Source organism: Olleya sp. NP1-10 (assembly GCF_055804415.1).
On sequence record NZ_CM147840.1, the window covers coordinates 3627579 to 3651238 of the forward strand.

Sequence of the window (23660 nt, forward strand, 5' to 3'; positions counted from 1 at the left end):
TGCTTCAAATAGCAAAAGTTATAATGAGATCCCGAAATAAATTTGAGATAAGTGATTCACGCTCTTTTTTCAAGAAAGAAAAAAGTGGTTCTCTGAGATTCCGAAACCATTTCGGGATAAGCGATTCACACACTTTTTGCAAAAGCAAAAAGTGGTTCTCTGCTTACATATTTCTACGATACTGACCACCTACTTCAAACAAAGCTGACGTAATTTCACCTAAACTACATACTTTACAAACATCCATTAAAGCTTCGAAAATATTCTCGTTATTAATAGCTTTGTGTTGTAAGTCTTTAAGCATCGCTTTAGTATCATTTGCTTTATGCAAATTCTCTAAAGTTTTTATCTGAAATTGCTTTTCTTCTTCCGTTGCTCTAATCACTTCCGCAGGAATTACTGTTGGCGAACCTTTAGAACTTAAAAATGTATTTACGCCTACAATTGGGAATTTTCCATTGTGCTTCAACGTTTCGTAATACAAACTCTCTTCTTGAATTTTACTACGTTGGTACATGGTTTCCATAGCTCCTAAAACACCACCACGTTCTGTAATTCTATCAAATTCTTGTAATACTGCTTCCTCAACTAAATCGGTTAATTCTTCAATAATAAAAGAACCTTGTATTGGGTTTTCATTTTTATTTAACCCTAATTCTTTATTGATAATTAATTGAATAGCCATTGCACGTCTAACCGATTCTTCGGTTGGTGTGGTAATGGCTTCGTCGTACGCATTGGTGTGTAATGAGTTACAATTATCGTAAATAGCATACAAAGCTTGAAGCGTTGTACGTATATCGTTAAAGTCAATTTCTTGAGCGTGTAAACTACGTCCAGAGGTTTGAATATGGTACTTCAGCATTTGTGCTCTTGCATTTGCACCATACTTATTCTTCATGGCTTTTGCCCAAATTTTACGAGCTACACGACCAATTACTGCATATTCTGGATCGATACCGTTTGAGAAAAAGAATGATAAGTTTGGTCCAAATTTATTGATGTCCATACCACGACTTAAATAGTATTCCACGTAAGTGAAACCATTAGATAACGTCAATGCTAACTGTGTAATCGGATTTGCTCCTGCTTCTGCAATATGATATCCAGAAATTGAAACCGAGTAGAAATTACGAACATTATTCTCGATAAAATATTCTTGAACGTCTCCCATTAATCGCAACGCGAATTCGGTAGAAAAAATACAGGTGTTTTGTGCTTGGTCTTCTTTTAAAATATCTGCTTGAACGGTTCCTCTAACTTGTGCAATGGTATTCTTTTTAATCTCTGCATACACATCTGCTGGTAATACTTGATCACCTGTAACACCTAAAAGCATCAATCCTAAACCGTTGTTTCCTTCTGGTAAATCACCATTATAAGTAGGACGTTCTTTATCTTTATAAAGCTTCGCTATTTTTGCTTCTACTTCTTCTTCAAGACCATTTTCTTTAATGTAAAATTCACATTGTTGATCTATGGCAGCATTCATAAAGAAACCTAACAACATTGGTGCTGGTCCATTAATAGTCATACTAACCGATGTCATGACATTAGCTAAATCGAAACCAGAATATAGTTTTTTAGCATCGTCTAAACAGCAAATAGAAACACCAGCATTACCAATTTTACCGTAGATATCTGGACGTAAATCAGGATCGTTTCCGTATAACGTTACACTATCAAAAGCGGTAGATAAACGTTTTGCTGGTAAACCTGCACTTACATAGTGAAAACGTCTGTTGGTACGTTCTGGTCCACCTTCACCTGCAAACATACGAGCAGGATCTTCTCCTGTACGTTTAAAAGGGTATAATCCTGAAGTATACGGGAATTCTCCTGGTACATTTTCTTGCAACGTCCAACGTAATAAATCTCCCCAAGCTTGGTACTTTGGTAAAGCTACTCGTGGAATTTGTAAGTGAGACAACGACTCGGAATGTGTTTCAATTTTAATCTCTTTATCTCTTACTTTAAATGTATAAATTGGATTTTTGTATTTATTTACTTTCTCATCCCAGCCTGTAATGACTTCCCAGTTGTAAGGATCTAAGTTTAATTTTACACGGTCGAATTCTGCAATAAGTAATTTTATAAAATCTTTATTGTCATCCTGAACTTGCTTCAGGATCTCATCTTGATCAAGTCCTTGCTTACCAATAAGAGACATCTCGACTGCGCTCGATGTGACATCCATTACTGAACAAATAGTTTTATAAATTCCGTATAATTTTTGAGCAACCTCAACTTGTGTGTTTGCTGTTTTATCGTAAGCACGATTATTTTCAGCAATTTCAGATAAATAACGTGTTCTACTTGGAGGAATCACAAAAATCTTTTCGCTCATTTCATCAGAAATATGGAACGTAGATTTTAAGTCTGAATCTGCTTTTTCAACCAACTTATCCATGATGGCTTTATAAAGCGTATTCATTCCTGGATCGTTAAATTGCGACGCAATGGTACCGTAAACAGGTAATTCTTCTTGAGGTGTATCCCAAAGATTATTGTTACGCATGTATTGCTTTTTCACATCACGTAAAGCATCTAAAGAACCACGTTTATCAAATTTATTAATGGCTACTAGATCTGCAAAATCTAGCATGTCAATTTTTTCTAATTGTGTTGCAGCACCAAATTCTGGTGTCATAACATATAAAGACACATCTGAATGCTCAATAATTTCAGTATCAGACTGCCCAATTCCTGAAGTTTCTAGGATAATTAAATCGTATTCTGCTGCTTTTAAAACCTCAACCGCTTCATTTACATATTTAGATAATGCTAAGTTAGATTGACGAGTTGCCAAACTACGCATATACACTCTTGGAGAATTAATAGCATTCATACGAATTCTATCTCCTAAAAGTGCGCCACCTGTTTTACGCTTAGAAGGATCTACAGAGACTAAACCAATGGTTTTTTCTGGAAAATCAATTAAAAAACGACGAACTAATTCATCTACTAAACTAGACTTTCCTGCTCCTCCTGTTCCTGTAATTCCTAAAACTGGTGTTTTAGAGGCTTTATTTTTAATATGAATTTTATCTAAAGTGTCTTTTGCTACTTCCGGAAAGTTTTCGGCAGAAGAAATTACTCTAGCTATTGCCTTAGAATTTTTAGTTGGTAATATATCCAATTCACCATTCAATGTATCTCCAATAGCAAAATCAGACTGCTCTACCAAATCGTTAATCATACCTTGTAAACCCATTGCACGACCATCATCTGGAGAATAAATTCTAGCGATCCCATAATCCATAAGCTCCTTAATTTCAGAAGGAAGGATTACACCACCTCCACCACCAAAAATCTTGATATGCTCTGCTCCTCTTTCTTTTAATAGATCATACATGTATTTAAAATACTCGTTATGACCACCTTGATAAGAGGTTAAACAAATAGCATTAGCATCTTCTTGAATGGCTGTATTTACAACTTCATCTACACTTCTATCATGTCCTAAGTGGATTACCTCAACTCCTGTAGATTGGATAATACGACGCATAATATTTATGGAGGCATCGTGACCATCAAATAAGGCTGCTGCAGTTACAATTCTAACTTTATGTTTTGGCTTATATGGTGTTGCTTGTGTCATTCTTAAAATATAATCTGTTTTAGACTTGCAATTTACGGAATATTCAAAAATATTGCTATATAATCTGTAATTATCTAAAAGTTAAAAGCAGAAATAATAGCCTTGCAATTTTAGACTAAATTAGTAGTCAATATGTTATCAAAATGAAAAAACTTACTATACTAATAAATTGTAATGATCAATCAGGAATTATAGCAACAGTGACCAATTTTATTGCTAATAACAACGGAAACATTGTATATATAGACCAACATGTAGATAGAGAACAAAACATATTTTTTATGCGTTTGGAAGGTGAATTTAAAACTAATAATTTTGATATTGACACGTTTAAAAACAACTTTAAAACAAATCTAGCTGAACATTTTAAAATGAAATGGCGTATTTATGAGGCTAATAACAAACCTAAAATGGCATTATTTGTATCTAAGTACGACCATTGTTTGTATGATATATTAGGTCGTTATAATTCTGGTGAGTTAGATTTAGAAATTCCGTTTATTATTAGCAATCATAATACTTTAAGACCTATTGCGGACAGCTTCAACATTCCGTTTTACCATATTCCTGTTACAAAAGATACTAAAGCTGAAGCTGAAGATGCGCAATTAAAATTATGCAAAACTTTTGATATAGATTTTATAGTACTTGCACGTTACATGCAAATTGTATCTAGCAAAATTATAAACCAATATCCAAATAAGGTAATAAACATACATCACTCGTTTTTACCTGCTTTTGTTGGTGCAAAACCCTATCATTCTGCTTACAAAAGAGGTGTGAAAATTATTGGAGCAACAAGTCATTATGTTACTGAAGAATTAGATGCTGGCCCAATTATTGAACAAGATGTAACACGTGTATCACATACACACGCTATTGAAGATTTAATTGCTAAAGGACGTGATCTAGAAAAAATTGTGTTAGCAAATGCCATAAAGCTTCATCTTAAACGAAAAGTAATGGTATTTAATAATAAGACTGTAATTTTTTCTTAAAAACACACAATGATACTTTACAGGCAATTATTTCCTTTTAAATTAAATTATAGTTTACATAAACGCAGTTTTTGTTTTAAAAAAGCATCTAAAGATTAAGTATATTTACACCATAAATTATAGAACATGAAAAAATTATTGACCTTTATTATTATTTTAAATTTTACTGCTTGTGCAGAATTACAACAAGTTGTTAACCAATTACCACAATCTGGAAGTGTTAGTGATTTAGATATTGCTGGTGGACTAAGACAAGCTTTGGACTTAGGTATTGACAAGCAAGTGACTAAACTAACCCAAACTGATGGTTTTTTTAAAAACGAATTAGTTAAAATTTTACTTCCTGAAGAATTACAAAAAGTTGATAAAGCTTTACGTGATATTGGCTTGAGTAATTTAGCTGATGAAGGTTTAAAAGTATTAAACAGAGCTGCTGAGGATGCTGTAGGTGAAGCGACACCAATATTTGTAAATGCTGTTAAAGAGATTACGTTTACTGATGCTAAGAATATTTTATTAGGTAGTAATGATGCTGCAACACAATACCTAACTAGCAAAACACAAACTGCTTTATATGACAAATTTAATCCTGTTATTAAATCTTCTTTTGACAAGGTTGGAGCAGATCAAATCTGGTCTAATTTAATCAACAAATACAATGCTATACCTTTTACAAGCAATGTAAATCCTGACTTAACAGATTATGTTACAAGTGAAGCTTTAAAAGGTGTTTACACAATGATAGCTGTAGAAGAGCAAGAAATTAGAACTAAAGTTGGGTCTAGAAGCACAGCTTTATTACAAAAAGTATTTGCTTTACAAGATTAATCTTTAAGTTAATCTTAGAATAATATTTACTTAACATTTAAACTAAACTTAAGTAAGATATTTGCATAGTAAAAGAAAACGCCTCACAACTTTCTTTTACTGAGTTAGTTTAGTTAGTTATTAGAGTCTGTTTTTTTGAGAAAGGAATAGACTCTTTTATTTTTTACGATATTTTCTACTGAATTATTTTTTTATTTAAATAAAAAAAGTAATTTAATTATCTGAAAATCAAACAACTAAACCAATGACTCGTAGAGAATTACTACAACAACATCAAAACAAGCTAAACAGACGCTATAAACAGCTAGTTGAGCAAGCTTACAACTTGCGTCAAACAGATCATGAAGCCAGCGATGTATCTGCTTATAAAGCTATTAAAATTCTAGACAAACTAAATAGACTTAGTTATTTAGCTAGAGATGTCTCACAAACTGCTTCTTAATTGTTTAAAATAATTAAAAGCTAAAATCAATCTTGATCCATACCACGAAAAATATTCGCCATCAACTAAAATTGTTTTTGCATTTTTAAATTCGGCTTTATGCTTATCACTAAATGGGTAAGGTTCACTTGATAATAATACCAAATCGGTTGACAAACTGGTATTTAATTCCTCTATACTAACTTCTGGATAACGACTAAGGTTAGCATAGACGTTTTCAAATTTATTTAATTCTAATAAATAATTGATAAAAGTGTTATTTGCTGCAACCATCCATGGATCTTTCCAAATAAAGTAAGCCACTTTTAGTGTAGGCTTATTTTTTATAAAGTTTTTAAAATCTAAAATATTAGTTTCAATTTTAGTTTCAATACCTTTTGCTTCTTCTATTTTATTAAATATTTGACCATATTGATTGACTACTTTTATACAATCTTTAATTGTAAAAATATCTGAAACATGAACTTGACAAATAGATTGACAGTCTTTAACAATAGCTTGCGTGTTTTCTTCTTTATTACATAAAATCAAATCCGGTTTTAAAGCTTTAATTTTATCTAAATTAATCTGCTTTGTTCCGCCTACAATTTGTTTTTCTTTTTTTAGATGAATAGGATGCACACAAAACTTAGTTAAACCTACGATACTATCTTCCAAACCTAAATCATATAATAATTCGGTTTGAGAAGGCACCAACGAGATGATGCGTATTGGCGTCGCATTTATCTCAAGTACATTGCCTATTTGGTCTGTAAGAAGCATTTAGTTTTGGCTTAAAATGATCGTGATGTTTTTAATAATGAAATATTAAAATAAACTCAGCATCATAGAACGTGCAATTGTTTATTTATTATTTAAAATAACTTCCATTTGCTGTTGTAACTCTTTTGCTTTTTTGGCTGCTGCCTGAGCAAAATCTTCATTTGTTGAAGCATATATAATTCCTCTAGACGAGTTTATCAATAAACCAACATTATCACTCATTCCATATTTACAAACGTCTTGAAGGTTTCCGCCTTGAGCTCCAACACCAGGAACCAGTAAAAAACTATTAGGACTAATTTTTCTAATGTCAGTAAAATATTCGGCTTTTGTCGCTCCAACTACGTACATTAGGTTTTCGCTATTTTCCCAAGATTTAGACGTTTCTAAAACGTGTTTGTACAACTCTTTTCCTTCAACCGTTTTAGTCTGAAAATCAAAAGCACCTTGATTAGAGGTTAGTGCTAACATGATAGTATGTTTGTCTTTAAAGGCTAAAAATGGCTCTACCGAATCTTTACCCATATATGGTGCTACAGTCACACTATCAAACGCTAAATCTTCAAAAAAGCTTTGGCGTACATTGTACTTGTATTACCAATATCACCACGTTTAGCATCTGCAATTGTAAAAATATCTGGATGGTTTGTGTTTAAATAATTAATTGTTTTTTCTAACGCTTTCCAACCTTTTAAACCATAGGCTTCATAAAAAGCTGTATTAGGTTTATAGGCAACACATAAATGGTGAGTGGCCTCTATTATTGCTTTATTAAACTCGAAAATAGGATCTTCGGTTTGTAATAAATGTTCCGGAATTTTATTTAAGTCGACGTCTAATCCAATACATAAAAAAGACTTCTTTTTAATAATTTGTGCTGTTAGTTGTTGTGTTGTCATTAGTACTATTTAATCATTTTGTGAAGTATCACAAAACTTACTTTTTCATTTCAAAAATTTTATGATAAACTAGCCTTTAAAAAAAGCCTCAATTAAGAGGCTTGTTATTAAATATGTTCGTCGCTAGCTTTTAATTTTTCGGTATTATCAGCTAATTGTAATTCGTCTATAATTTTTTGGATATCTCCATTTACAATATTGGATAAATCATATAGTGTTAATCCAATTCTGTGATCGGTTACACGACCTTGTGGATAATTGTATGTTCTAATTTTTGCACTTCTATCTCCAGAGGTAACCATTGTACCACGTAAAGCTGCATCTTCTTCCATTTTTTTAGCCAACTCTAGATCGTATAATCTAGAACGTAATACTTTAAAGGCTTTTTCTTTGTTTTTATGCTGAGATTTTTGGTCTTGACATTGCGCTACCAAACCTGTCGGAACGTGTGTTAAACGTACTGCTGAATAAGTTGTATTTACCGACTGTCCTCCTGGTCCTGATGAACAGAAAAAATCTATACGTACATCTTTTGGATTGATTTCTACATCAAACTCTTCAGCTTCTGGAAATACCATAACGGTTGCTGCACTTGTATGTACACGACCTTGAGTTTCGGTTTGAGGTACACGTTGTACACGATGCACACCTGCTTCAAATTTTAAAGTACCATAGACATCTTCTCCTGAAACTTCAAATTGGATTTCTTTAAAACCACCATTTGTACCTTCACTATAATCTACAGTATCTACTTTCCAACCTCTACCTTCACAGTATTTGGTATACATTCTAAACAAATCTCCTGCAAAAATACTAGCTTCATCACCACCTGTTCCTGCACGAAGCTCGACTACCGCATTTTTAGAATCTTGTGGATCTTTAGGTATTAATAATACTCTGATTTCTTCTTCTAATTTAGGAATACCTTCTTTAGCTTCTTCATATTGCATTTTAGCCATATCTACCATTTCGGCATCACTACCATCTGCAATAATTTCTTCTGCTTCTTTAAGGTTATCTGTAAACTCGATATATTGCTCACGCTTATCCATTAAAAGTCGTAAGTCTTTGTATTCTTTATTTAGCTCTACATAACGTTTTTGATCCATGATAATATCTGGCTGGATAATTAAATCACTAACCTCATCAAAACGTTGTTTTACTATTTGTAATTTTTCTAACATCTTCTTCTTAAAAATTGTGAAACAAAAATACGATAATTAATGAACTAGCAATACTTTTATATACAAACTATAAGCATCTTAATAAAAATTACTGAGAATAAAAGCTGTTATTTTTTTAAAATTTCAGGAACTGTAGCTGAGCATTTTTCGGCATATTTAATAAGAAAAACTAAACCAAAAATATAAAAACATCTGTCTATATATTGAAACGGAGAAAAGTCAAAATAATACCCTATTAAAGCGCATAAATCTGCAAATGCTAAAGCAAAAATAAAAAAGGCACCAAATAAAGATTTACTAGTGGTTTGGTTAAAATTATTATTTCCTGCATAAAAGCATGCTGTAATAAGCACTAGACCATGACCATAAACGTTGTACTCTTTTATGACTGTAAAACTAGATGTATCATAAACATAATTAGTCACCAAATACAGTCCAAATAAGTTAATTAATCCTAAGATTACAAAAACTACTATTGCAACTTTATCTGACGCTTTATGATCATATAACTTCCTGAAATGGTTTAATACTAGTAAATAACCAACAACTCTTGACAGGCTGGTTAATAGTCCATATAAAGGGATTTCGTAGAAAAACAAAAACACATCTGCCAAAATAAAAAACAAGAATATAAACAAGATAAACCTATTAGCTTTGTTTCTAATATTTAAATAAAATCCAAAACAAATTATAGTGATAATTATTCTAATAATCCTGCTGTAAAACAGTGGAAACATGAAAATAATATAATAATTTACTAATAGTATAGCAGCTAATAAATAGAATTGTTTTTTACCCAAATGACAACTGTTAAATTATATCTTTATAAGCAATTATACTATAAATATAGCATTATTCGTTATTGATAAGTATATGATAAGTCAATTATTCGCTATATTACATTATTATCGCACGTTTGCCACGTGGTCTATTGCTATTAATATTTTATTATTAGCTTTTGGAAGTCTAAATATATTAGTCGCTTTAATAACTAAATTCTTTTTGATTGTTTTACTCTGGTATATTGTTAACCAAACTCAAGCTAAGCAAAAACTGACATTTTACAAAAACTTAGGTGTGTCTGACTTTAAATTATTTAGCATTGTATATTGTATTGATACTATTATTACAATAGTATTTTTAAGTTTGATTAACCAATTTATTTAAACTATTTTGATTTTTGAAATTGATAGTATAGAACTTTATTTTAAAGAAAAAACAATCCTTAACGGGATTTATTTAAAAGTTGAAACTGGTAAAATCACTAGCCTTTTAGGACGAAATGGCTCTGGAAAAAGCTGTCTTTTAAATATTGCTTTTGGCACGCTTATCGCGAAATACAGCCACATAAGATTAAACAACAAACCACTAAAAAAACCTTTATACCAAACCCAATTAGCTAGTTTTTTACCACAATACCATTTTACACCAAATCAAGTAAAAGTTAATGTTTTATTTAAATTATTTAAAGTTAAATGGAATGATTTTATAGTAGATTTTCCTGAACTTAAAAAATATAAACAGTTTAAAATAAATACGTTATCAGGAGGAGAAAGACGTCTTATTTAGATTTACTTAATATTAAAAAAGAATGCCAAAATCATACTTTTAGACGAACCGTTTAATGGTATTTCACCTTTATATATTGATAAAATCAAAGCTTTAATTGAAATTGAAAAAAATAAGAAAGCCATCATTTTAACAGACCATAGGTATCAAGATGTTATTTCAATTTCAGACACTATATATTTAATCAAAAATGGTTGTTCTAAACTAATTAATAATCTTACAGAATTGGAAGATTATAATTATTTACGTCAAGGTAATTTATAGTCTAAGAAATTTTAATCTTAACTTTTATTTTATCAAAAAACAGGTATTGGCTTAAAAAGAAAAAACCTAATAAATACAATAGTCTTTCTCCATAATAAAAACTAGGTACCTCTATAAAATTAGCTATAAACCCACATAAGTCTGCAAACACAAACATAAAAGTAAAAATTATAATATAAACAGCTTTGGAGGACTCTGTACAAAAGTAGTATTTAGCAGCTAGAGCAGCAGCTACAACACAAAAAAACCAATATACTTGAATTGAAAGTAGTTGACTAGCAGTCATAGCTCCAGAAACACCAGAGACAGTTATATAACCAATAAGTAAATTTATAACCATTACAATTATAAACAATAATGATAATGTATTACCTAGTCTTTTAGTCTTCATTTTTTTATAAAGACTAAAGCAAAGTAAACCAAATGCTAATGTTTTAACTACAGAATATGCTTCTATTATATATGGTGAGTTATAGTACAAATCTAAAACATCTGCTATAAATAATAGACTGGTAAATAAAATAAACAACTTGTCTTTAACATTAAGAAAAGAAAACATAATTAAAAACAAACCGCTTGAAGCCAACCTAACTATCTGACTATTAAAAAAATCAAGACAAAGTAGTGCTGCTATGTTTATAATAGCAAGAGTAACCGTAAAGATTATTATGTTTTGTTGTTTATACAAGATTACTGATCAAGGCTTCTTATAAATATAATGATTAAAAATCTACTATTACACCTATACCCAAAAGCTGTTTCCATTGTAAGGAGGCTCCTCTTTCTACAAATTCGTCTTCAACTTCTGTTTCTTCAATTATCTTTATATCATTATCATATTTAAGATGCGAACCTAACGTTGCCTTTACAAAATCATTAACTTTAAAATCAAAAACAACCTCCCAATCGACATCAATGTTTCCGAAACTATTTAAATAATCTGTATAAAAGCTTAATCTGTTTTTTATGTAAATATTTTCAAGGACTTCAGTTTCATATGAATTGGTTACAAGTATTCCCATTTCGGTACGTGTATTTTCACCATCCTTAATTTTATTCCCTAAAGCATCATACACAGCTGGTTCTACTCCAAAAGAACCATCGTCTGCTAAATCTTGATTTAAAACAAAAGTTGCTTTAAAGGTTAAAGGCGACATGTAAAACGACAATTTTTCGATATTTTTACCATATTCTGCTCCTCCACCTAAAAACAAATAACCAGGAGCCATAAAACTTGATATAGAATTATCTCTATTTGGATAATTAAAACCATTAGTATACTGTGTCTTAAAATTAAAACGCCCTGAAAAATACCAATTTGTAATGGTATCTGTTCTAAACCCTAAAGTGGAAATTAATTCTAATTCGTCTTCAGTTTTTCTTAATTTTTGATTTTCTTGTTTATTTACACCATAGCGTGTTCTCACTTCATTATACCAAATTAGATTGTTTTTTTATAACGTAAACTAGATTGAATTGCTAATAAAGCAGAAATTGAATTTGCTCCTCCTGCATTCCAGTTAACAAAAGTTACTTCGTTTACATCAACACCTAATCTATTTTTTTGTTCCCATAACGTGGTATCAGCTACTTTTACTTCTGTTTCCGTTTGTGCCATCATCTCATTGACAAAACACATAAAGCACATAATAAAAATGTATCTCATAGTATAAAATTTAGTTTAGCATTTAATATACAAACGTACCATACTGGCTTTCTATTGTCAGTTTTTTTGTTTCAGAAGCTTCCACTTTACCAATCACTTGGGCATTAACTCCATATGACTTAGAAATTTCGATGATTTGTTCTGCAACTTCAGGAGAGACATACAATTCCATTCTGTGTCCACAATTAAACACTTGGTACATTTCTTTCCAATCTGTTTTTGATTGTTCTTGTATTAATTTAAATAAAGGCGGAATTGGAAATAAATTATCTTTTACAACATGTAAATTATCTACAAAGTGTAAAATTTTGGTTTGTGCTCCACCACTACAATGCACCATACCATGTATATCTTGGCTATTGTACTTTGACAAAATCTCTTTTATAATTGGCGCATAAGTCCTAGTTGGAGATAATACTAATTGTCCAGCATCAATTGGAGCATCTTCTACTTTATCTGTTAATTTAATTTTACCAGAGTAAACTAAATCTTCAGGTACTGAAGCATCAAAACTTTCGGGATATTTTTTAGCTAAGTAATTATCAAATACATCGTGACGTGCAGACGTTAAACCGTTACTACCCATTCCTCCATTATAGCTTTTTTCATAACTGGCTTGTCCAAAACTTTCTAGTCCAACAATAACGTCTCCTGCTTTGATATTAGCATTATCAATAACCTCGCTTCGTTTTATTCTTGCTGTTACTGTAGAGTCTACAATTATTGTTCTAACCAAATCACCAACATCTGCAGTTTCACCTCCTGTACTATGTATGGTAACTCCAAAACTTTTCAGGTCTTCAATTAATTCTTCGGTACCGTTAATTATAGCCGAAATAACTTCTCCTGGAATTAGATTTTTATTACGACCAATGGTTGAAGACAACATGATATTATCTGTAGCACCAACACAAAGTAAGTCGTCAATATTCATTATTAATGCATCCTGAGCAATACCTTTCCAAACAGAGACATCTCCTGTTTCTTTCCAATACATGTAGGCTAAAGAAGATTTTGTTCCTGCACCATCTGCATGCATAATTAAGCAATATTGATCATCATTGGTTAAATAATCTGGTACAATTTTGCAAAAAGCTTTTGGAAATAAGCCTTTGTCAATATTTTTAATTGCATTATGTACATCTTCTTTAGAAGCAGACACACCTCTTTGACTGTAACGTTTTGAAATTTCTGAACTCATTGTGTTGTGTTAAGCAACAAAGATATTTATAAATAAAAAGCACACAAATAATATGTGCGCTTTTATAATTAATTTGATGTTTAATTGTATTTATTTCCAATCGGGCATTTTAACACTGCTAACAAATATATTGTTTAACTAAATTTAAATATAACACACAAAAAAGCCTCAGAAACGAGGCTTTTTTTGTGTGTTGTTATGATTTTCTATTTAGTAAACAATAACTCTCTGTATTTTGTTAAAGGCCAAAGCTCGTCATCCACAAGTAACTCTAATTTGTCACAATGGTATCTAATATCTTCAAATAAAGACTTAACATCGTTACAATAAGCCATTGCTTTTTTATCTAAATCTTTACTGTTATTAGAGGCTTTTCTTGCTGCTGTCATTTTTGTGACATTTGAATTTATTGAAGCAATGTGTTCTGAGATTTCTTCAATTAAATTTAATTGCTCCTGTGCAAACTTTTTAAAGTCTTTACCATAAATCTCTTTTAATCCTTTTACATTTTTGATTAAAATATTTTGATATCTTACAGCTGTTGGTACTATATGATTACGTGCTATATCACCTAATACACGACTTTCAATTTGAATACGTAGTACATATTCCTCAATTTCAATCTCATATCTAGCTTCAGATTCAATTGTATTCATCACACCAAGCGATTCAAAAAGCTGTAATGTTTGTTTTGATATTTTTGCTTTTAAAGCCTCTGGTGTTGTTTTGTTATTACTAAGTCCGCGTTTTTTTGCTTCTTTTTCCCAAGCTTCACCATAGCCATTTCCTTCAAATAAAATAGTTTTGGACTTCTTGATATACTCTCTTAAGACATTAAATATAGCATCATCTTTTTTCATATCCTTTTTATCAATCAAGGCATCAACCTCAACTTTAAAGTCTATTAATTGTTTAGCGACAATACTATTTAAAACTGTCATTGGATTAGCACAATTAGCTGTAGAGCCTACTGCTCTAAATTCAAATTTATTTCCTGTAAAAGCAAAAGGAGACGTCCTGTTTCTATCTGTATTATCCAACAATACATCAGGAATTTTACCAACAACGTTTAGTTTTAAATCTGTTTTTTCTTCAGGAGACAATTTACCATTGGTTACATTTTCTAACTCATTTAAAGTCTTAGTTAATTGCTGACCTATAAATACCGAAATAATGGCTGGAGGTGCCTCGTTAGCTCCTAACCTATGATCATTACTTGCTGAAGCTATAGCTGCACGAAGCAACTCTTCATTATCATTAACTGCTTTTATTGTATTTATAAAAAAGGTTAAAAACTGAAGATTACTCATTGGTGTTTTTCCTGGTCCTAATAAATTAACACCTGTATCTGTACTTAAACTCCAGTTATTATGTTTTCCAGAACCATTAACACCTGCAAATGGTTTTTCATGAAATAGGACTTTAAAATTATGTCTATCCGCAATTTTATCCATCACATCCATTAGTAATGAATTATGATCTACCGCTAAATTAGCTTCGTCAAAAATTGGTGCTAACTCAAATTGGTTTGGAGCGACCTCGTTATGTCTAGTTTTAACAGGAATACCCAACAACATACATTCGGTTTCAAGATCACGCATATAAGCCATAGCACGATTAGGAATGGTTCCAAAATAATGGTCATCAAGCTGTTGTCCTTTTGCAGGCGCATGACCTAATAATGTACGTCCTGTTTGTACAATATCTGGTCTAGACATTGCTAAATCACGATCTATTAAAAAGTATTCTTGCTCCCAACCTAAAGATGCATTCACTTTTTTTACATTTTTATCAAAGTATTTGCAGACTGCTACAGCTGCACTATCTACAGCTTGTAGAGCTCTTAATAAAGGGGTTTTATAATCTAAAGCTTCACCTGTGTAAGACACAAAAACGGTTGGTATACATAATGTTGTACCATAAATAAATGCTGGAGATGTTGGATCCCAAGCGGTATACCCTCTAGCTTCAAAAGTGTTTCTTATTCCTCCATTTGGAAAACTTGACGCATCAGGTTCTTGTTGTACTAATTGTCCTCCTCCAAATTTTTCGATAGCTAATCCACCTCCAATTGTTTCAAAAAAAGCATCATGCTTTTCTGCTGTTGCTCCTGTTAAAGGTTGAAACCAATGTGTATAATGAGTCGCTCCTTTAGAGATTGCCCATTCTTTCATTCCTGTAGAGATATGATCAGCTACAACTCGATCAATTTTCTTCCCTAATTGTATAGCATCTCTAACGCTCTCAAAAGCTTCTTTAGTTAAATACTGACGCATCGTCGACTCATTAAACACATTGCTTCCAAAGATTTCAGAACGACGATGGTTTTCTTGGATAACAATCGGTTTATGTTTTAATGATTCTTTTATAGCATGAAATCTTAATGTTGACATATAAATATTTTAAGTTATTAATTTTACGAATTTACAAAAATAAAGACTCTTAAAATAAGATACCCTAAAAAATACAGGGTTATTAACAGTCTTTTAATAAATATTACATTTAGAACCATGTTTTTTTACGGGTCAATTTATTTTTATTCTATATTTGTGTAAACAAATAACTAAAAAAAGAGTTTTTATCATGAGTAAATCTAAATTAGAATACATCTGGTTGGATGGCTATTTTCCAACACAAAACATGAGAAGTAAAACTAAAGTTGAAAATGACTTTAGCGGAAAATTAGAAGACTGCCCAATCTGGTCTTTTGATGGATCTTCTACAAAACAAGCATCAGGAGGATCTTCTGATTGTCTTTTAAAACCAGTTGCCATTTATCCTGATCCAGCAAGAAGAGACGGTTATTTAGTAATGACTGAAGTTTTAAATGCAGATGGAACACCACACGTATCTAATGGAAGAGCGACTATTGAAGATGAAGATAATGACTTTTGGTTTGGTTTTGAGCAAGAATACTTTATCATGGATACAAAAACTCAATTACCTCTAGGTTTCCCTATTGGTGGTTATCCTGCACCACAAGGTATGTACTACTGCTCAGTAGGAGGAAAAAACACTCATGGTAGAAAACTAGTAGAAAAACATGCTGATTTATGTATAGACGCAGGTTTAAACTTTGAAGGAATTAACCAAGAGGTTGCTTCTGGACAATGGGAATTCCAACTATTTGCTAAAGGTGCAAAAAAAGCTGGTGACGAAATCTGGATAGCGAGATACCTTCTTGATAGATTAACAGAGGACTATGGTTATTACATAGATTACCACCCAAAGCCATTAGGTAAAGATATGGATTGGAATGGTTCTGGTATGCACGCTAACTTTTCTAACACTGTTTTAAGAACATGTGGTAGCCAAGAAACTTACGAGAAAATTTGTGAAGCATTTAGACCAGTAGTTAAAGAGCACATTGCTGTTTATGGAGAGTTTAACGACCAACGTTTAACTGGAGACCATGAAACTGCTTCTATTAACGATTTCTCTTATGGTGTATCTGACAGAGGCGCATCAATACGTATACCAATTATTACCGTTGAAAAAGGTTGGAAAGGATGGTTAGAAGACCGTCGTCCAGCATCTAATGGTGATCCATATAAAATTGCAGGTCGTATTATTAAAACGGTTAAATCTGCAAATATTAGCTAGTATTTGATTACCTAGTTAAATCCAACTAAAAAGGCTTTCTACATAATTAGAAAGCCTTTTTTTATACCTTATTGTTATAAATACTGCTTAGCCTTTAAAGACCAAAACAATAAACAGCCCATACAGTACAACCAACGCAAAACCTTTAAACTTATTAATTTCATTACGCTTAGGCAACAAACCTAAAGGTAAAATAGCAGCAGCAAATAATAACATCCAAAATATATCTCTAGACAAAATTAGTGGCTCTGTAACAGGAATAGTTTTTATCATAGACGTTAAACCTAAAACAGATCCAATATTAAAAATATTAGACCCAATTAAATTACCTAAAGAAATTGCTTTTTCCTTTTTAGCTGCAGCAATTACAGAAGCTGCTAGTTCTGGCACACTTGTACCAATAGCAATCATAGTAACACCAATAACAGCCTCGCTAACACCTAAACTTGTTGCAATCTGAGTTGCTCCTTTTACTAACCACTCACTACCAAAATACAAAGCAGCAGCACCAATAAGTAACCAAATAATTATTTTAAAATTTGACACAACCGCTAAAGTATCATCCACTTCTTCTAAATCATCAGTACTTGGTTTTTGTCCTTTTATTAAATACACCACAAAAATCAATAATGCTGTAAATAACACCATACCTTCAATAGCGATTAACTGATTATCATTCCATAAAAAATAATATAAAGCACCAGAAAACAACATCATAATTGGCCAAGTCATTCTGTAAAAAGACTTATCTATAGCAATTGCACCAACAATTGCTGTAATACCTAAAACCAAACCAATATTAGCAATATTAGATCCTACTACATTATTAATTGCAATTGCAGGACTACCTTTTAAAGCTGCCTGAAGACTTACTAATAATTCAGGTGCAGAAGTAGCAAAAGACACTACTGTCATACCTATTACTATTTTAGAAATATTAAGTTTAAAAGACATAGCTACAGATGATCGCACCAAAAACTCTCCTCCTACTACCAATAATATAAACCCTAAAATAAGAAAGACTATACTCATAAATATTAATTTTTAGCGAAGATACATTTTGAATTTTTAATTAAGAATTTGGTTGTCTTTTTTTACGCTTTCGCGGAAATAAAGCCAATCAAAAACTAAAAAAATAGTTAAAAAACTATATATTTAGTTATATAACTATTTTTTTAGTTATGTTTGTTATGTAATATAAACTTGATACTCAACATGCAAAAGCTAACAAATAAGGAAGAAGAAATAATGCATATACTATGGAAGCTAGAACACGCTTTTGTAAAAGACGTTATGGCAGAAATAAAGACGGATAAACCGCATTATAACACGCTATCTACTATGATAAGAAATCTAGAAGAAAAGGGTTATGTTAGTTATGAAGCATTTGGAAAAACACATCGCTACTTCCCTATTATCTCTAAAGAAGCGTATCGTAATAAGTTTATGAATACTGCAATTGACAACTTTTTTAACAGCTCTTATAAAAATGTTGTTTCGTTTTTTGCTAAAGAAGAAAAAATTAGTGTTGACGAGCTAAAAGAGATTATTCGTTTAATAGAAAATCAAGAATAACCATGGAATACCTTTTAAAAGCTTCGGCAATTATAATATTATTTTATACTTGTTATAAGTTGTTTCTTCAAAAAGAAACCTTTTTTCAAGCCAATCGCTGGTTTTTATTAGTTGGATTATTCACTGCTATCGCACTACCATTAATGGTAATTCCAATTTATATTGAATACACTCCAACACCTATCCAGTATTACGAGACAACAAGCAACGCAACTATTACACAACCTGTAATTCAAGAATCTACATTTGACTATTGGACACTACTACCTATTGTTTACCTATTAGGAACACTGTTTGTGACTATTAAAATAATGCTTCAATTTTGGTCATTACACAAACTATTAAAGCATCAAAAAACAGTAAAGCAAGGTGAATTTAAACATGTACAAATAAATAAGCAAATTACACCTTTTTCTTTTTTAAAACAATTGTCTACAATCCGCATCAGTTTTCTAAACAAGAATTAAAACATATTATTACTCATGAAAAAATCCACGCAACACAAAACCATACAGTAGACAACATAATAGCCCAAATAGCAACAATACTATTCTGGTTTAATCCTTGTATTTGGTGGTATAAAAAAGCACTACAACAAAACTTAGAATTTATAGCAGATCATGAGGCTCAGAACAAAACAGGATGTGCTAAAAGCTATCAAACCGTATTATTAAAAGCTAGTTTAAATACTAATCAACTAGCAATAACCAATAATTTTTATCAATCATTAATCAAAAAACGAATTGTTATGTTACAAAAATCAAAATCTAGAAGAAGCAATCTTTTAAAGTTCACAATCATTCTACCCTTTTTAGTCTTGTTTTTAATGAGTTTTAATACAAAAGAGGTTTATATCGCTAATGCGGAAACAAGTAAAACACAACAAAAAACTCCAGACGAAATTCTGATCCTTACATCAAAATCTTCAGATCTAGATATAGAACATATAAAAAATAAACTTGAAGCTAATTCGGAAGATTTAAAGATTAAGTTTTCTAATTTAAAACGAAATGCTGATGGTGAAATTATAAACCTTTCTATCGAAACAAAATTAAAAGGAAAAAGCAATTATAATCACAATGCAACTTATGGAAACGACTTAGAAATTCCTATTTCTAATATTCATTTAAAAATTGAAAATGGAGAATTAGTTTTTGGAGACCAAAAGCAAAACCTAGTCATGAGAGTAACAGAACGTGGTGTAGTTGCCGACAAATTTCCTTTAAAAGAAAAAACTTCTAGTTCTGTAAAAGTTTATAGCCACAATACTGGAGATAATATTAAATTAAAAACAGATAATAAAAAAGAAACAAACTTAAACACCAAAAACATAGACTCTGTTAATACATTAAAAGAAGAAACCGCTAGTGCAAAATATGGAGACAAAGGTAAAAATGGTGTTAACGAAGTAATATCGAAAAAAACAACCCATGGTCTATTAACTATGAAGTAACTGAAATTAAAACAATTAATACCAACTCAAAGGAAGATGATGCTTTTATAAGTGATCAATTAAACACTATTTATTCAAATAAAACAAATCCTAAACAAGCACTATTAATTGTTGATGGCAAAAAGACAAATGCAAAGGATATCAACTTAATAGCCCCAAATAGCATCATTAACATAAGCGTATTAAAAGACACAAATGCGATTGAAGCATATGGTGAAGAAGGGAAAAATGGAGTTATAATAGTTACAACTAAAAAACAAAGTAATTGGAGAGCGACCTATGAGGCTAACAGTACAAAAAACAAAGATTCAATAAAGAAAGATGGTCCTTGGCATGTCATGTATAATCTTTCAAGTACAACTTACTCAGATGATGAAGATTCTTCAAAAAACTTCACAAAATTAGAGATAACTAAAAACACACCTGACACCGTTTTAGATCAACATAAAACATACATTTCGTCTTTAGGACAAACTTTAGAATACATAACGCTAAGAAGAAATAGCAAAAAAGAAATCACAAAACTTAAAATGCTTATTACTAATACTAGCGGTCAAAACAACAAAGTATTATACCAATCCTCAAAAGGTATTCCCAACATAACAATAAACATTGATGCAGAAGGAGTCATTAGTATTGACTAAAACCCAACATCCTAAAATATTTATTTAATAAACAATAAAAAAAGACCTTCAATTGAAGGTCTTTTTTTTGTTCAATAATCAGATGTTACATTTACTCAATAACAATCTTTTTAGTAATGCTTTCATTATTAGCTTCAATAGTAACCATGTACAAACCACTAGCTAATTCTAAATCAAGATAACTATTGTTATCAACTTTTTGCGTTAAAACTACTCTACCTTCAGCTGAAAAAACAGACACATTATACTGTTGTTTTTTTCCTGAAATATATAATTTATCTTTAACAGGGTTTGGGTACACCTTGATCGTTTCGGCTGTAAACTGATCAATACTTAAAGGATTATTCCATACGTTACCCATTTGATTTCCCCAAATATATTCTACTAAATCAGGGTTATCTATAAATGGATTTCTGTTAATTTGCCATTCATAAACAACATTGTTTCTGTTCATTTCAAAATCGTCAGGAGGATCATTTCTGTGCCAATCTAAAAGTGTTGCTAAATCTCCCATTTGACCTGACACATCAGGAAACCCGTTTTCAATACTTAATCCATTATAACGGATTTGCATGTACAACACACTTCTAGCAACATCTCCTTTAAAGCTTCCAGCAGTAGCTGTTGGTCCATTGTACTCACCATAATGCTGATTGTTTCTTGTACTGTTTTCTGGTCCATCTGCAGCTCGTAAAGCATGACCATCACTATTACCATGTCTTAAGGAGTCTGCTGTTGTATTCCAAAACGTATTTTTACCATCTCTAAAATCGTCTAAATCAATACTATTGTAACCAGCTAAAGATCTAGGAAAAGTATGTTCTCTGTTCCAAGTCCCTGTATTAGTAGATGTTGTTTGGTAGTCTAATTTAGCACGACCTTGCTCTGTATACACTAACCAAACTTGGTTTGAATTTTCAGGATTTTGATCTGCTTCTTCAAGTATGTCTATAATATCAGAATAAGTTTGCGCTCTAACAACACCTTCTTCAGCAATAATACCTTGTAGTGCTTGCTCTAAAGCTGCACCAGACAAACCATCAATAGAATTATAATAACCATCTGGATGTGTACTAGACACCATACCAAAAGTAGGATTTAAAGGCGTACCATATGCAGCAACTACAAAATCGTTATCAACTACTCGTCGTTCTATATTATTATTTAATCTTACATAATTATTTGGCACTGTTGGCAAAACAACTTTTAACACCTCGTCACCTTCATCCATCGTGTCATCTACCAAAGTAATTGTAGATGTTATTGTATTTTGTCCTGTCGGAATGGTAACCTGTGTATTTCCTGTAAAATCCGAAGTATTAAACCCTCCATTGTTTAATGTAAAATCAAGGATTAAATCCGAATCCACAGCTTGCTCTGTAGTTAAAGTAACATCAAATGAATCTCCTTCATTGAAATGAGCATCAACCACTGAAATTAAAACACCATTTAAAACCACTCCTGAACCATCATTTAAAGCTCTTGGCGTTGGTATAGTTGACGTATAAGTTACACTATTAGGGTTACCTAAACCGTCATCAAAACGCTGAATAGAATTAGTATTATTACCAGAACCTTCGTTGTATTGCGTACTAACACCTAATAAAGCCATTAATGCAACATCATCAGCATCACTAGTATCGTACACTAAAGCGTCTACCAAATTAGTTTGAGTAGCCATAGTACCTTCAGGAAAATCTGTATCATCACCTAAATAGATTGCTACAGCATCTGCACCATTTTGGATAAGATTACTTGGAATAATTAAATTTGGAATTGGAGATACACTATTGTTACCTATTAAAAATAATCCGTTAACATCTGTTGTGTAACCATCCAAGTCAATGGTATAATAACTAGAGTCGTTTCCTGAGTTTGAACCATTAAAAAAGACTAATACATATCCATCTAAGCTAAAATTAGGAGTTTCGGATAACAACTCGACAAATTCATGATTATCGATATTATTTCCTTCAAAAGTGGTATCACAATCTAATTCGTTAATCACAAGGGTTTGCGAAAAACATAAGCTAACAAATAATAAAAAGAGTATTAAAGTAATTTTTTTCATATTAATATATTTTACTGCAAATATAAAGCATAATCTTAGCCTAACTTTTGTTGTAACGTTAATTAAATTTTAAGTTACAAAAAGATGAAAACTTCTTTTAACACCAGAAAACACATAAAAATCGCCTTGGATTAAAAAAACCAATAACAAAACTCCCTACAATTGTTAATATATAAAACATTAAAACCTTTTTTAAGTTACAATTTAACACATCTATGAAGAGAATGTTTCAAAAAGTAAAACCAAAACTATTTTTTTACTTATAAAAGTAAAGTCAAGTTTATAAATTTATACTGTTTTATTTGGAAGATAATATCCAAAAAATATATCTTCAAAAAACAATCCTTAAAACGGTTGTTATTATTAACCCTTAAAACTGTAAAATTATGCTAACACTTGCCAAATTAATAATCGACATCTTAACATCGATTAACCTTTAAATCCAAAATGTAAAACTTAGTCTAGAATAAGTTTTACTATTTTTAAATTACAAAGGACTTTTGGCTAATACATAATAAAGCAATAATTTTGAAAAAAATTAAGTGTTATGAAACAATCACTTTTTAAGTTTTTAGCAAAACTAAATAAGCTTGTACTACCAAGCTATACCAAGCAAAAATTAGATTTAAGTAAAGCCACTAAAATACAGATGGCTATTTTTGGCTGGAAGGTATTTGTTACAAAAAACGCATTAAATTAAAATTTTCATCAAAAAACCTTTGATACTTATATAAAAAGACATATATTTGCACCCACAAAAAATAGGCCTCGTGGCGCAACTGAATAGCGCACTTGATTACGGCTCAAGAGGTTATAGGTTTGAATCCTATCGAGGTCACGAAAAAATCCGCATACAACTGTTCATCAGATTGTTGCGGATTTTTACTTTTTATATGTGTC

The 23660-nt window shown here is 31.2% G+C and carries 19 protein-coding genes, 1 tRNA gene and 3 pseudogenes; 12 read left to right on the forward strand and 11 right to left on the reverse strand.

All coding sequences use genetic code 11. The annotated features are described in order from the left end of the window. Positions 1 to 163: 163 nt before the first annotated feature. Positions 164 to 3601, reverse strand: a complete 3438-nt coding sequence (locus AC0L4B_RS17215; protein ID WP_473437993.1) for a methylmalonyl-CoA mutase family protein — start codon at positions 3599 to 3601, stop codon at positions 164 to 166. A 143-nt stretch (positions 3602 to 3744) separates the two neighbouring features. Here AC0L4B_RS17215 and purU point away from each other — a divergent pair, with 143 nt between their 5' ends. From purU to AC0L4B_RS17230, 3 genes are all read left to right on the forward strand, one after another. Next, positions 3745 to 4599, forward strand: coding sequence for a formyltetrahydrofolate deformylase (gene purU / locus AC0L4B_RS17220; protein WP_473437994.1), 855 nt, complete (start codon positions 3745 to 3747; stop codon positions 4597 to 4599). A gap of 126 nt (positions 4600 to 4725) precedes the next feature. Further along, the gene (locus tag AC0L4B_RS17225) at positions 4726 to 5427 is read left to right on the forward strand and encodes a DUF4197 domain-containing protein (protein WP_473437995.1); all 702 of its coding nucleotides are present in this window, start codon (positions 4726 to 4728) and stop codon (positions 5425 to 5427) included. A gap of 244 nt (positions 5428 to 5671) precedes the next feature. Continuing rightward, positions 5672 to 5869 carry a Lacal_2735 family protein gene (locus tag AC0L4B_RS17230; RefSeq protein ID WP_473437996.1) on the forward strand — a complete coding sequence of 66 codons (198 nt, stop codon included), beginning with the start codon at positions 5672 to 5674 and terminating at the stop codon, positions 5867 to 5869. Here AC0L4B_RS17230 and AC0L4B_RS17235 read toward each other — a convergent pair. The 4 genes and pseudogenes from AC0L4B_RS17235 to AC0L4B_RS17250 form a co-directional block, all read right to left on the reverse strand. Beyond that, positions 5852 to 6631: an ABC transporter substrate-binding protein gene (locus AC0L4B_RS17235; protein ID WP_473437997.1), complete on the reverse strand. Its 780-nt coding sequence runs from the start codon at positions 6629 to 6631 to the stop codon at positions 5852 to 5854. The genes AC0L4B_RS17230 and AC0L4B_RS17235 overlap by 18 nt on opposite strands. Before the next feature lie 81 nt (positions 6632 to 6712). Next, positions 6713 to 7530: pseudogene (pyrF, locus tag AC0L4B_RS17240) on the reverse strand (orotidine-5'-phosphate decarboxylase). A 107-nt stretch (positions 7531 to 7637) separates the two neighbouring features. Next, complete coding sequence (prfA, locus tag AC0L4B_RS17245) at positions 7638 to 8714, reverse strand: peptide chain release factor 1 (protein ID WP_473437998.1); 1077 nt, start codon at positions 8712 to 8714, stop codon at positions 7638 to 7640. Positions 8715 to 8821: 107 nt separating this feature from the next. After that, a complete protein-coding gene (locus tag AC0L4B_RS17250; RefSeq protein WP_473437999.1) occupies positions 8822 to 9340 on the reverse strand; it encodes a hypothetical protein in 519 nt (172 codons plus the stop codon). Between the two features lie 547 nt (positions 9341 to 9887). On the opposite strand from AC0L4B_RS17250, the gene AC0L4B_RS17255 reads away from it, so the two are divergent. After that, the gene (locus tag AC0L4B_RS17255) at positions 9888 to 10283 is read left to right on the forward strand and encodes an ATP-binding cassette domain-containing protein (RefSeq protein ID WP_473438000.1); all 396 of its coding nucleotides are present in this window, start codon (positions 9888 to 9890) and stop codon (positions 10281 to 10283) included. 265 nt (positions 10284 to 10548) lie between these two features. Here AC0L4B_RS17255 and AC0L4B_RS17260 read toward each other — a convergent pair whose 3' ends face one another. From AC0L4B_RS17260 to AC0L4B_RS17275, 4 genes and pseudogenes are all read right to left on the reverse strand, one after another. Further along, the gene (locus AC0L4B_RS17260) at positions 10549 to 11106 is read right to left on the reverse strand and encodes a hypothetical protein (RefSeq protein ID WP_473438001.1); all 558 of its coding nucleotides are present in this window, start codon (positions 11104 to 11106) and stop codon (positions 10549 to 10551) included. Positions 11107 to 11269: 163 nt separating this feature from the next. After that, a pseudogene (locus tag AC0L4B_RS17265) lies at positions 11270 to 12213 on the reverse strand (DUF3078 domain-containing protein). A gap of 22 nt (positions 12214 to 12235) precedes the next feature. Next, on the reverse strand, positions 12236 to 13414 hold the full coding sequence (locus tag AC0L4B_RS17270) for an AIR synthase related protein (protein WP_473438002.1): 1179 nt from the start codon (positions 13412 to 13414) through the stop codon (positions 12236 to 12238). Between the two features lie 206 nt (positions 13415 to 13620). Then, positions 13621 to 15807 (reverse strand): glutamine synthetase III family protein, encoded by a 2187-nt coding sequence (locus AC0L4B_RS17275; protein WP_473438003.1) that lies wholly within the window; start codon positions 15805 to 15807, stop codon positions 13621 to 13623. 190 nt (positions 15808 to 15997) lie between these two features. On the opposite strand from AC0L4B_RS17275, the gene AC0L4B_RS17280 reads away from it, so the two are divergent. Continuing rightward, positions 15998 to 17017 (forward strand): glutamine synthetase beta-grasp domain-containing protein, encoded by a 1020-nt coding sequence (locus AC0L4B_RS17280; protein WP_028290086.1) that lies wholly within the window; start codon positions 15998 to 16000, stop codon positions 17015 to 17017. Positions 17018 to 17104: 87 nt separating this feature from the next. Here the strand turns inward: AC0L4B_RS17280 and AC0L4B_RS17285 are convergent, their stop codons facing one another. Continuing rightward, positions 17105 to 18049, reverse strand: coding sequence for a calcium/sodium antiporter (locus AC0L4B_RS17285; RefSeq protein WP_473438004.1), 945 nt, complete (start codon positions 18047 to 18049; stop codon positions 17105 to 17107). Between the two features lie 183 nt (positions 18050 to 18232). Here AC0L4B_RS17285 and AC0L4B_RS17290 point away from each other — a divergent pair, with 183 nt between their 5' ends. The 5 genes and pseudogenes from AC0L4B_RS17290 to AC0L4B_RS17310 all read left to right on the forward strand — a co-directional run bounded on the left by AC0L4B_RS17290 (position 18233) and on the right by AC0L4B_RS17310 (position 20689). Beyond that, positions 18233 to 18592, forward strand: a complete 360-nt coding sequence (locus tag AC0L4B_RS17290) for a BlaI/MecI/CopY family transcriptional regulator (protein ID WP_473438005.1) — start codon at positions 18233 to 18235, stop codon at positions 18590 to 18592. Positions 18593 to 18594: 2 nt separating this feature from the next. Continuing rightward, positions 18595 to 19059, forward strand: coding sequence for a hypothetical protein (locus tag AC0L4B_RS17295; protein WP_473438006.1), 465 nt, complete (start codon positions 18595 to 18597; stop codon positions 19057 to 19059). 23 nt (positions 19060 to 19082) lie between these two features. After that, positions 19083 to 19286 (forward strand): annotated as a pseudogene (locus AC0L4B_RS17300) (M56 family metallopeptidase); the annotation flags it as partial. A gap of 54 nt (positions 19287 to 19340) precedes the next feature. Next, complete coding sequence (locus AC0L4B_RS17305; protein WP_473438007.1) at positions 19341 to 20045, forward strand: hypothetical protein; 705 nt, start codon at positions 19341 to 19343, stop codon at positions 20043 to 20045. Positions 20046 to 20383: 338 nt separating this feature from the next. Further along, on the forward strand, positions 20384 to 20689 hold the full coding sequence (locus AC0L4B_RS17310; protein ID WP_473438008.1) for a hypothetical protein: 306 nt from the start codon (positions 20384 to 20386) through the stop codon (positions 20687 to 20689). Between the two features lie 91 nt (positions 20690 to 20780). On the opposite strand, the gene AC0L4B_RS17315 is transcribed toward AC0L4B_RS17310, so the two are convergent. After that, positions 20781 to 22760: an endonuclease gene (locus AC0L4B_RS17315; RefSeq protein WP_473438009.1), complete on the reverse strand. Its 1980-nt coding sequence runs from the start codon at positions 22758 to 22760 to the stop codon at positions 20781 to 20783. A 547-nt stretch (positions 22761 to 23307) separates the two neighbouring features. On the opposite strand from AC0L4B_RS17315, the gene AC0L4B_RS17320 reads away from it, so the two are divergent. Continuing rightward, the gene (locus tag AC0L4B_RS17320; protein WP_028607649.1) at positions 23308 to 23460 is read left to right on the forward strand and encodes a hypothetical protein; all 153 of its coding nucleotides are present in this window, start codon (positions 23308 to 23310) and stop codon (positions 23458 to 23460) included. Between the two features lie 64 nt (positions 23461 to 23524). Then, a tRNA-Arg gene (locus AC0L4B_RS17325) sits at positions 23525 to 23598 on the forward strand. Positions 23599 to 23660: the final 62 nt, after the last annotated feature.

Bases quoted from the DNA above. Each gene is read 5' to 3' on its own strand.
- AC0L4B_RS17215 (WP_473437993.1), bottom strand. From the start codon at position 3,601: ATGACACAAGCAACACCATATAAGCCAAAACATAAAGTTAGAATTGTA.
- purU (WP_473437994.1), top strand. From the start codon at position 3,745: ATGAAAAAACTTACTATACTAATAAATTGTAATGATCAATCAGGAATT.
- AC0L4B_RS17225 (WP_473437995.1), top strand. From the start codon at position 4,726: ATGAAAAAATTATTGACCTTTATTATTATTTTAAATTTTACTGCTTGT.
- AC0L4B_RS17230 (WP_473437996.1), top strand. From the start codon at position 5,672: ATGACTCGTAGAGAATTACTACAACAACATCAAAACAAGCTAAACAGA.
- AC0L4B_RS17235 (WP_473437997.1), bottom strand. From the start codon at position 6,631: ATGCTTCTTACAGACCAAATAGGCAATGTACTTGAGATAAATGCGACG.
- prfA (WP_473437998.1), bottom strand. From the start codon at position 8,714: ATGTTAGAAAAATTACAAATAGTAAAACAACGTTTTGATGAGGTTAGT.
- AC0L4B_RS17260 (WP_473438001.1), bottom strand. From the start codon at position 11,106: ATGTTTTCTTTTCTTAATGTTAAAGACAAGTTGTTTATTTTATTTACC.
- AC0L4B_RS17270 (WP_473438002.1), bottom strand. From the start codon at position 13,414: ATGAGTTCAGAAATTTCAAAACGTTACAGTCAAAGAGGTGTGTCTGCT.
- AC0L4B_RS17275 (WP_473438003.1), bottom strand. From the start codon at position 15,807: ATGTCAACATTAAGATTTCATGCTATAAAAGAATCATTAAAACATAAA.
- AC0L4B_RS17280 (WP_028290086.1), top strand. From the start codon at position 15,998: ATGAGTAAATCTAAATTAGAATACATCTGGTTGGATGGCTATTTTCCA.
- AC0L4B_RS17285 (WP_473438004.1), bottom strand. From the start codon at position 18,049: ATGAGTATAGTCTTTCTTATTTTAGGGTTTATATTATTGGTAGTAGGA.
- AC0L4B_RS17290 (WP_473438005.1), top strand. From the start codon at position 18,233: ATGCAAAAGCTAACAAATAAGGAAGAAGAAATAATGCATATACTATGG.
- AC0L4B_RS17295 (WP_473438006.1), top strand. From the start codon at position 18,595: ATGGAATACCTTTTAAAAGCTTCGGCAATTATAATATTATTTTATACT.
- AC0L4B_RS17305 (WP_473438007.1), top strand. From the start codon at position 19,341: ATGTTACAAAAATCAAAATCTAGAAGAAGCAATCTTTTAAAGTTCACA.
- AC0L4B_RS17310 (WP_473438008.1), top strand. From the start codon at position 20,384: ATGTATAATCTTTCAAGTACAACTTACTCAGATGATGAAGATTCTTCA.
- AC0L4B_RS17315 (WP_473438009.1), bottom strand. From the start codon at position 22,760: ATGAAAAAAATTACTTTAATACTCTTTTTATTATTTGTTAGCTTATGT.
- AC0L4B_RS17320 (WP_028607649.1), top strand. From the start codon at position 23,308: ATGAAACAATCACTTTTTAAGTTTTTAGCAAAACTAAATAAGCTTGTA.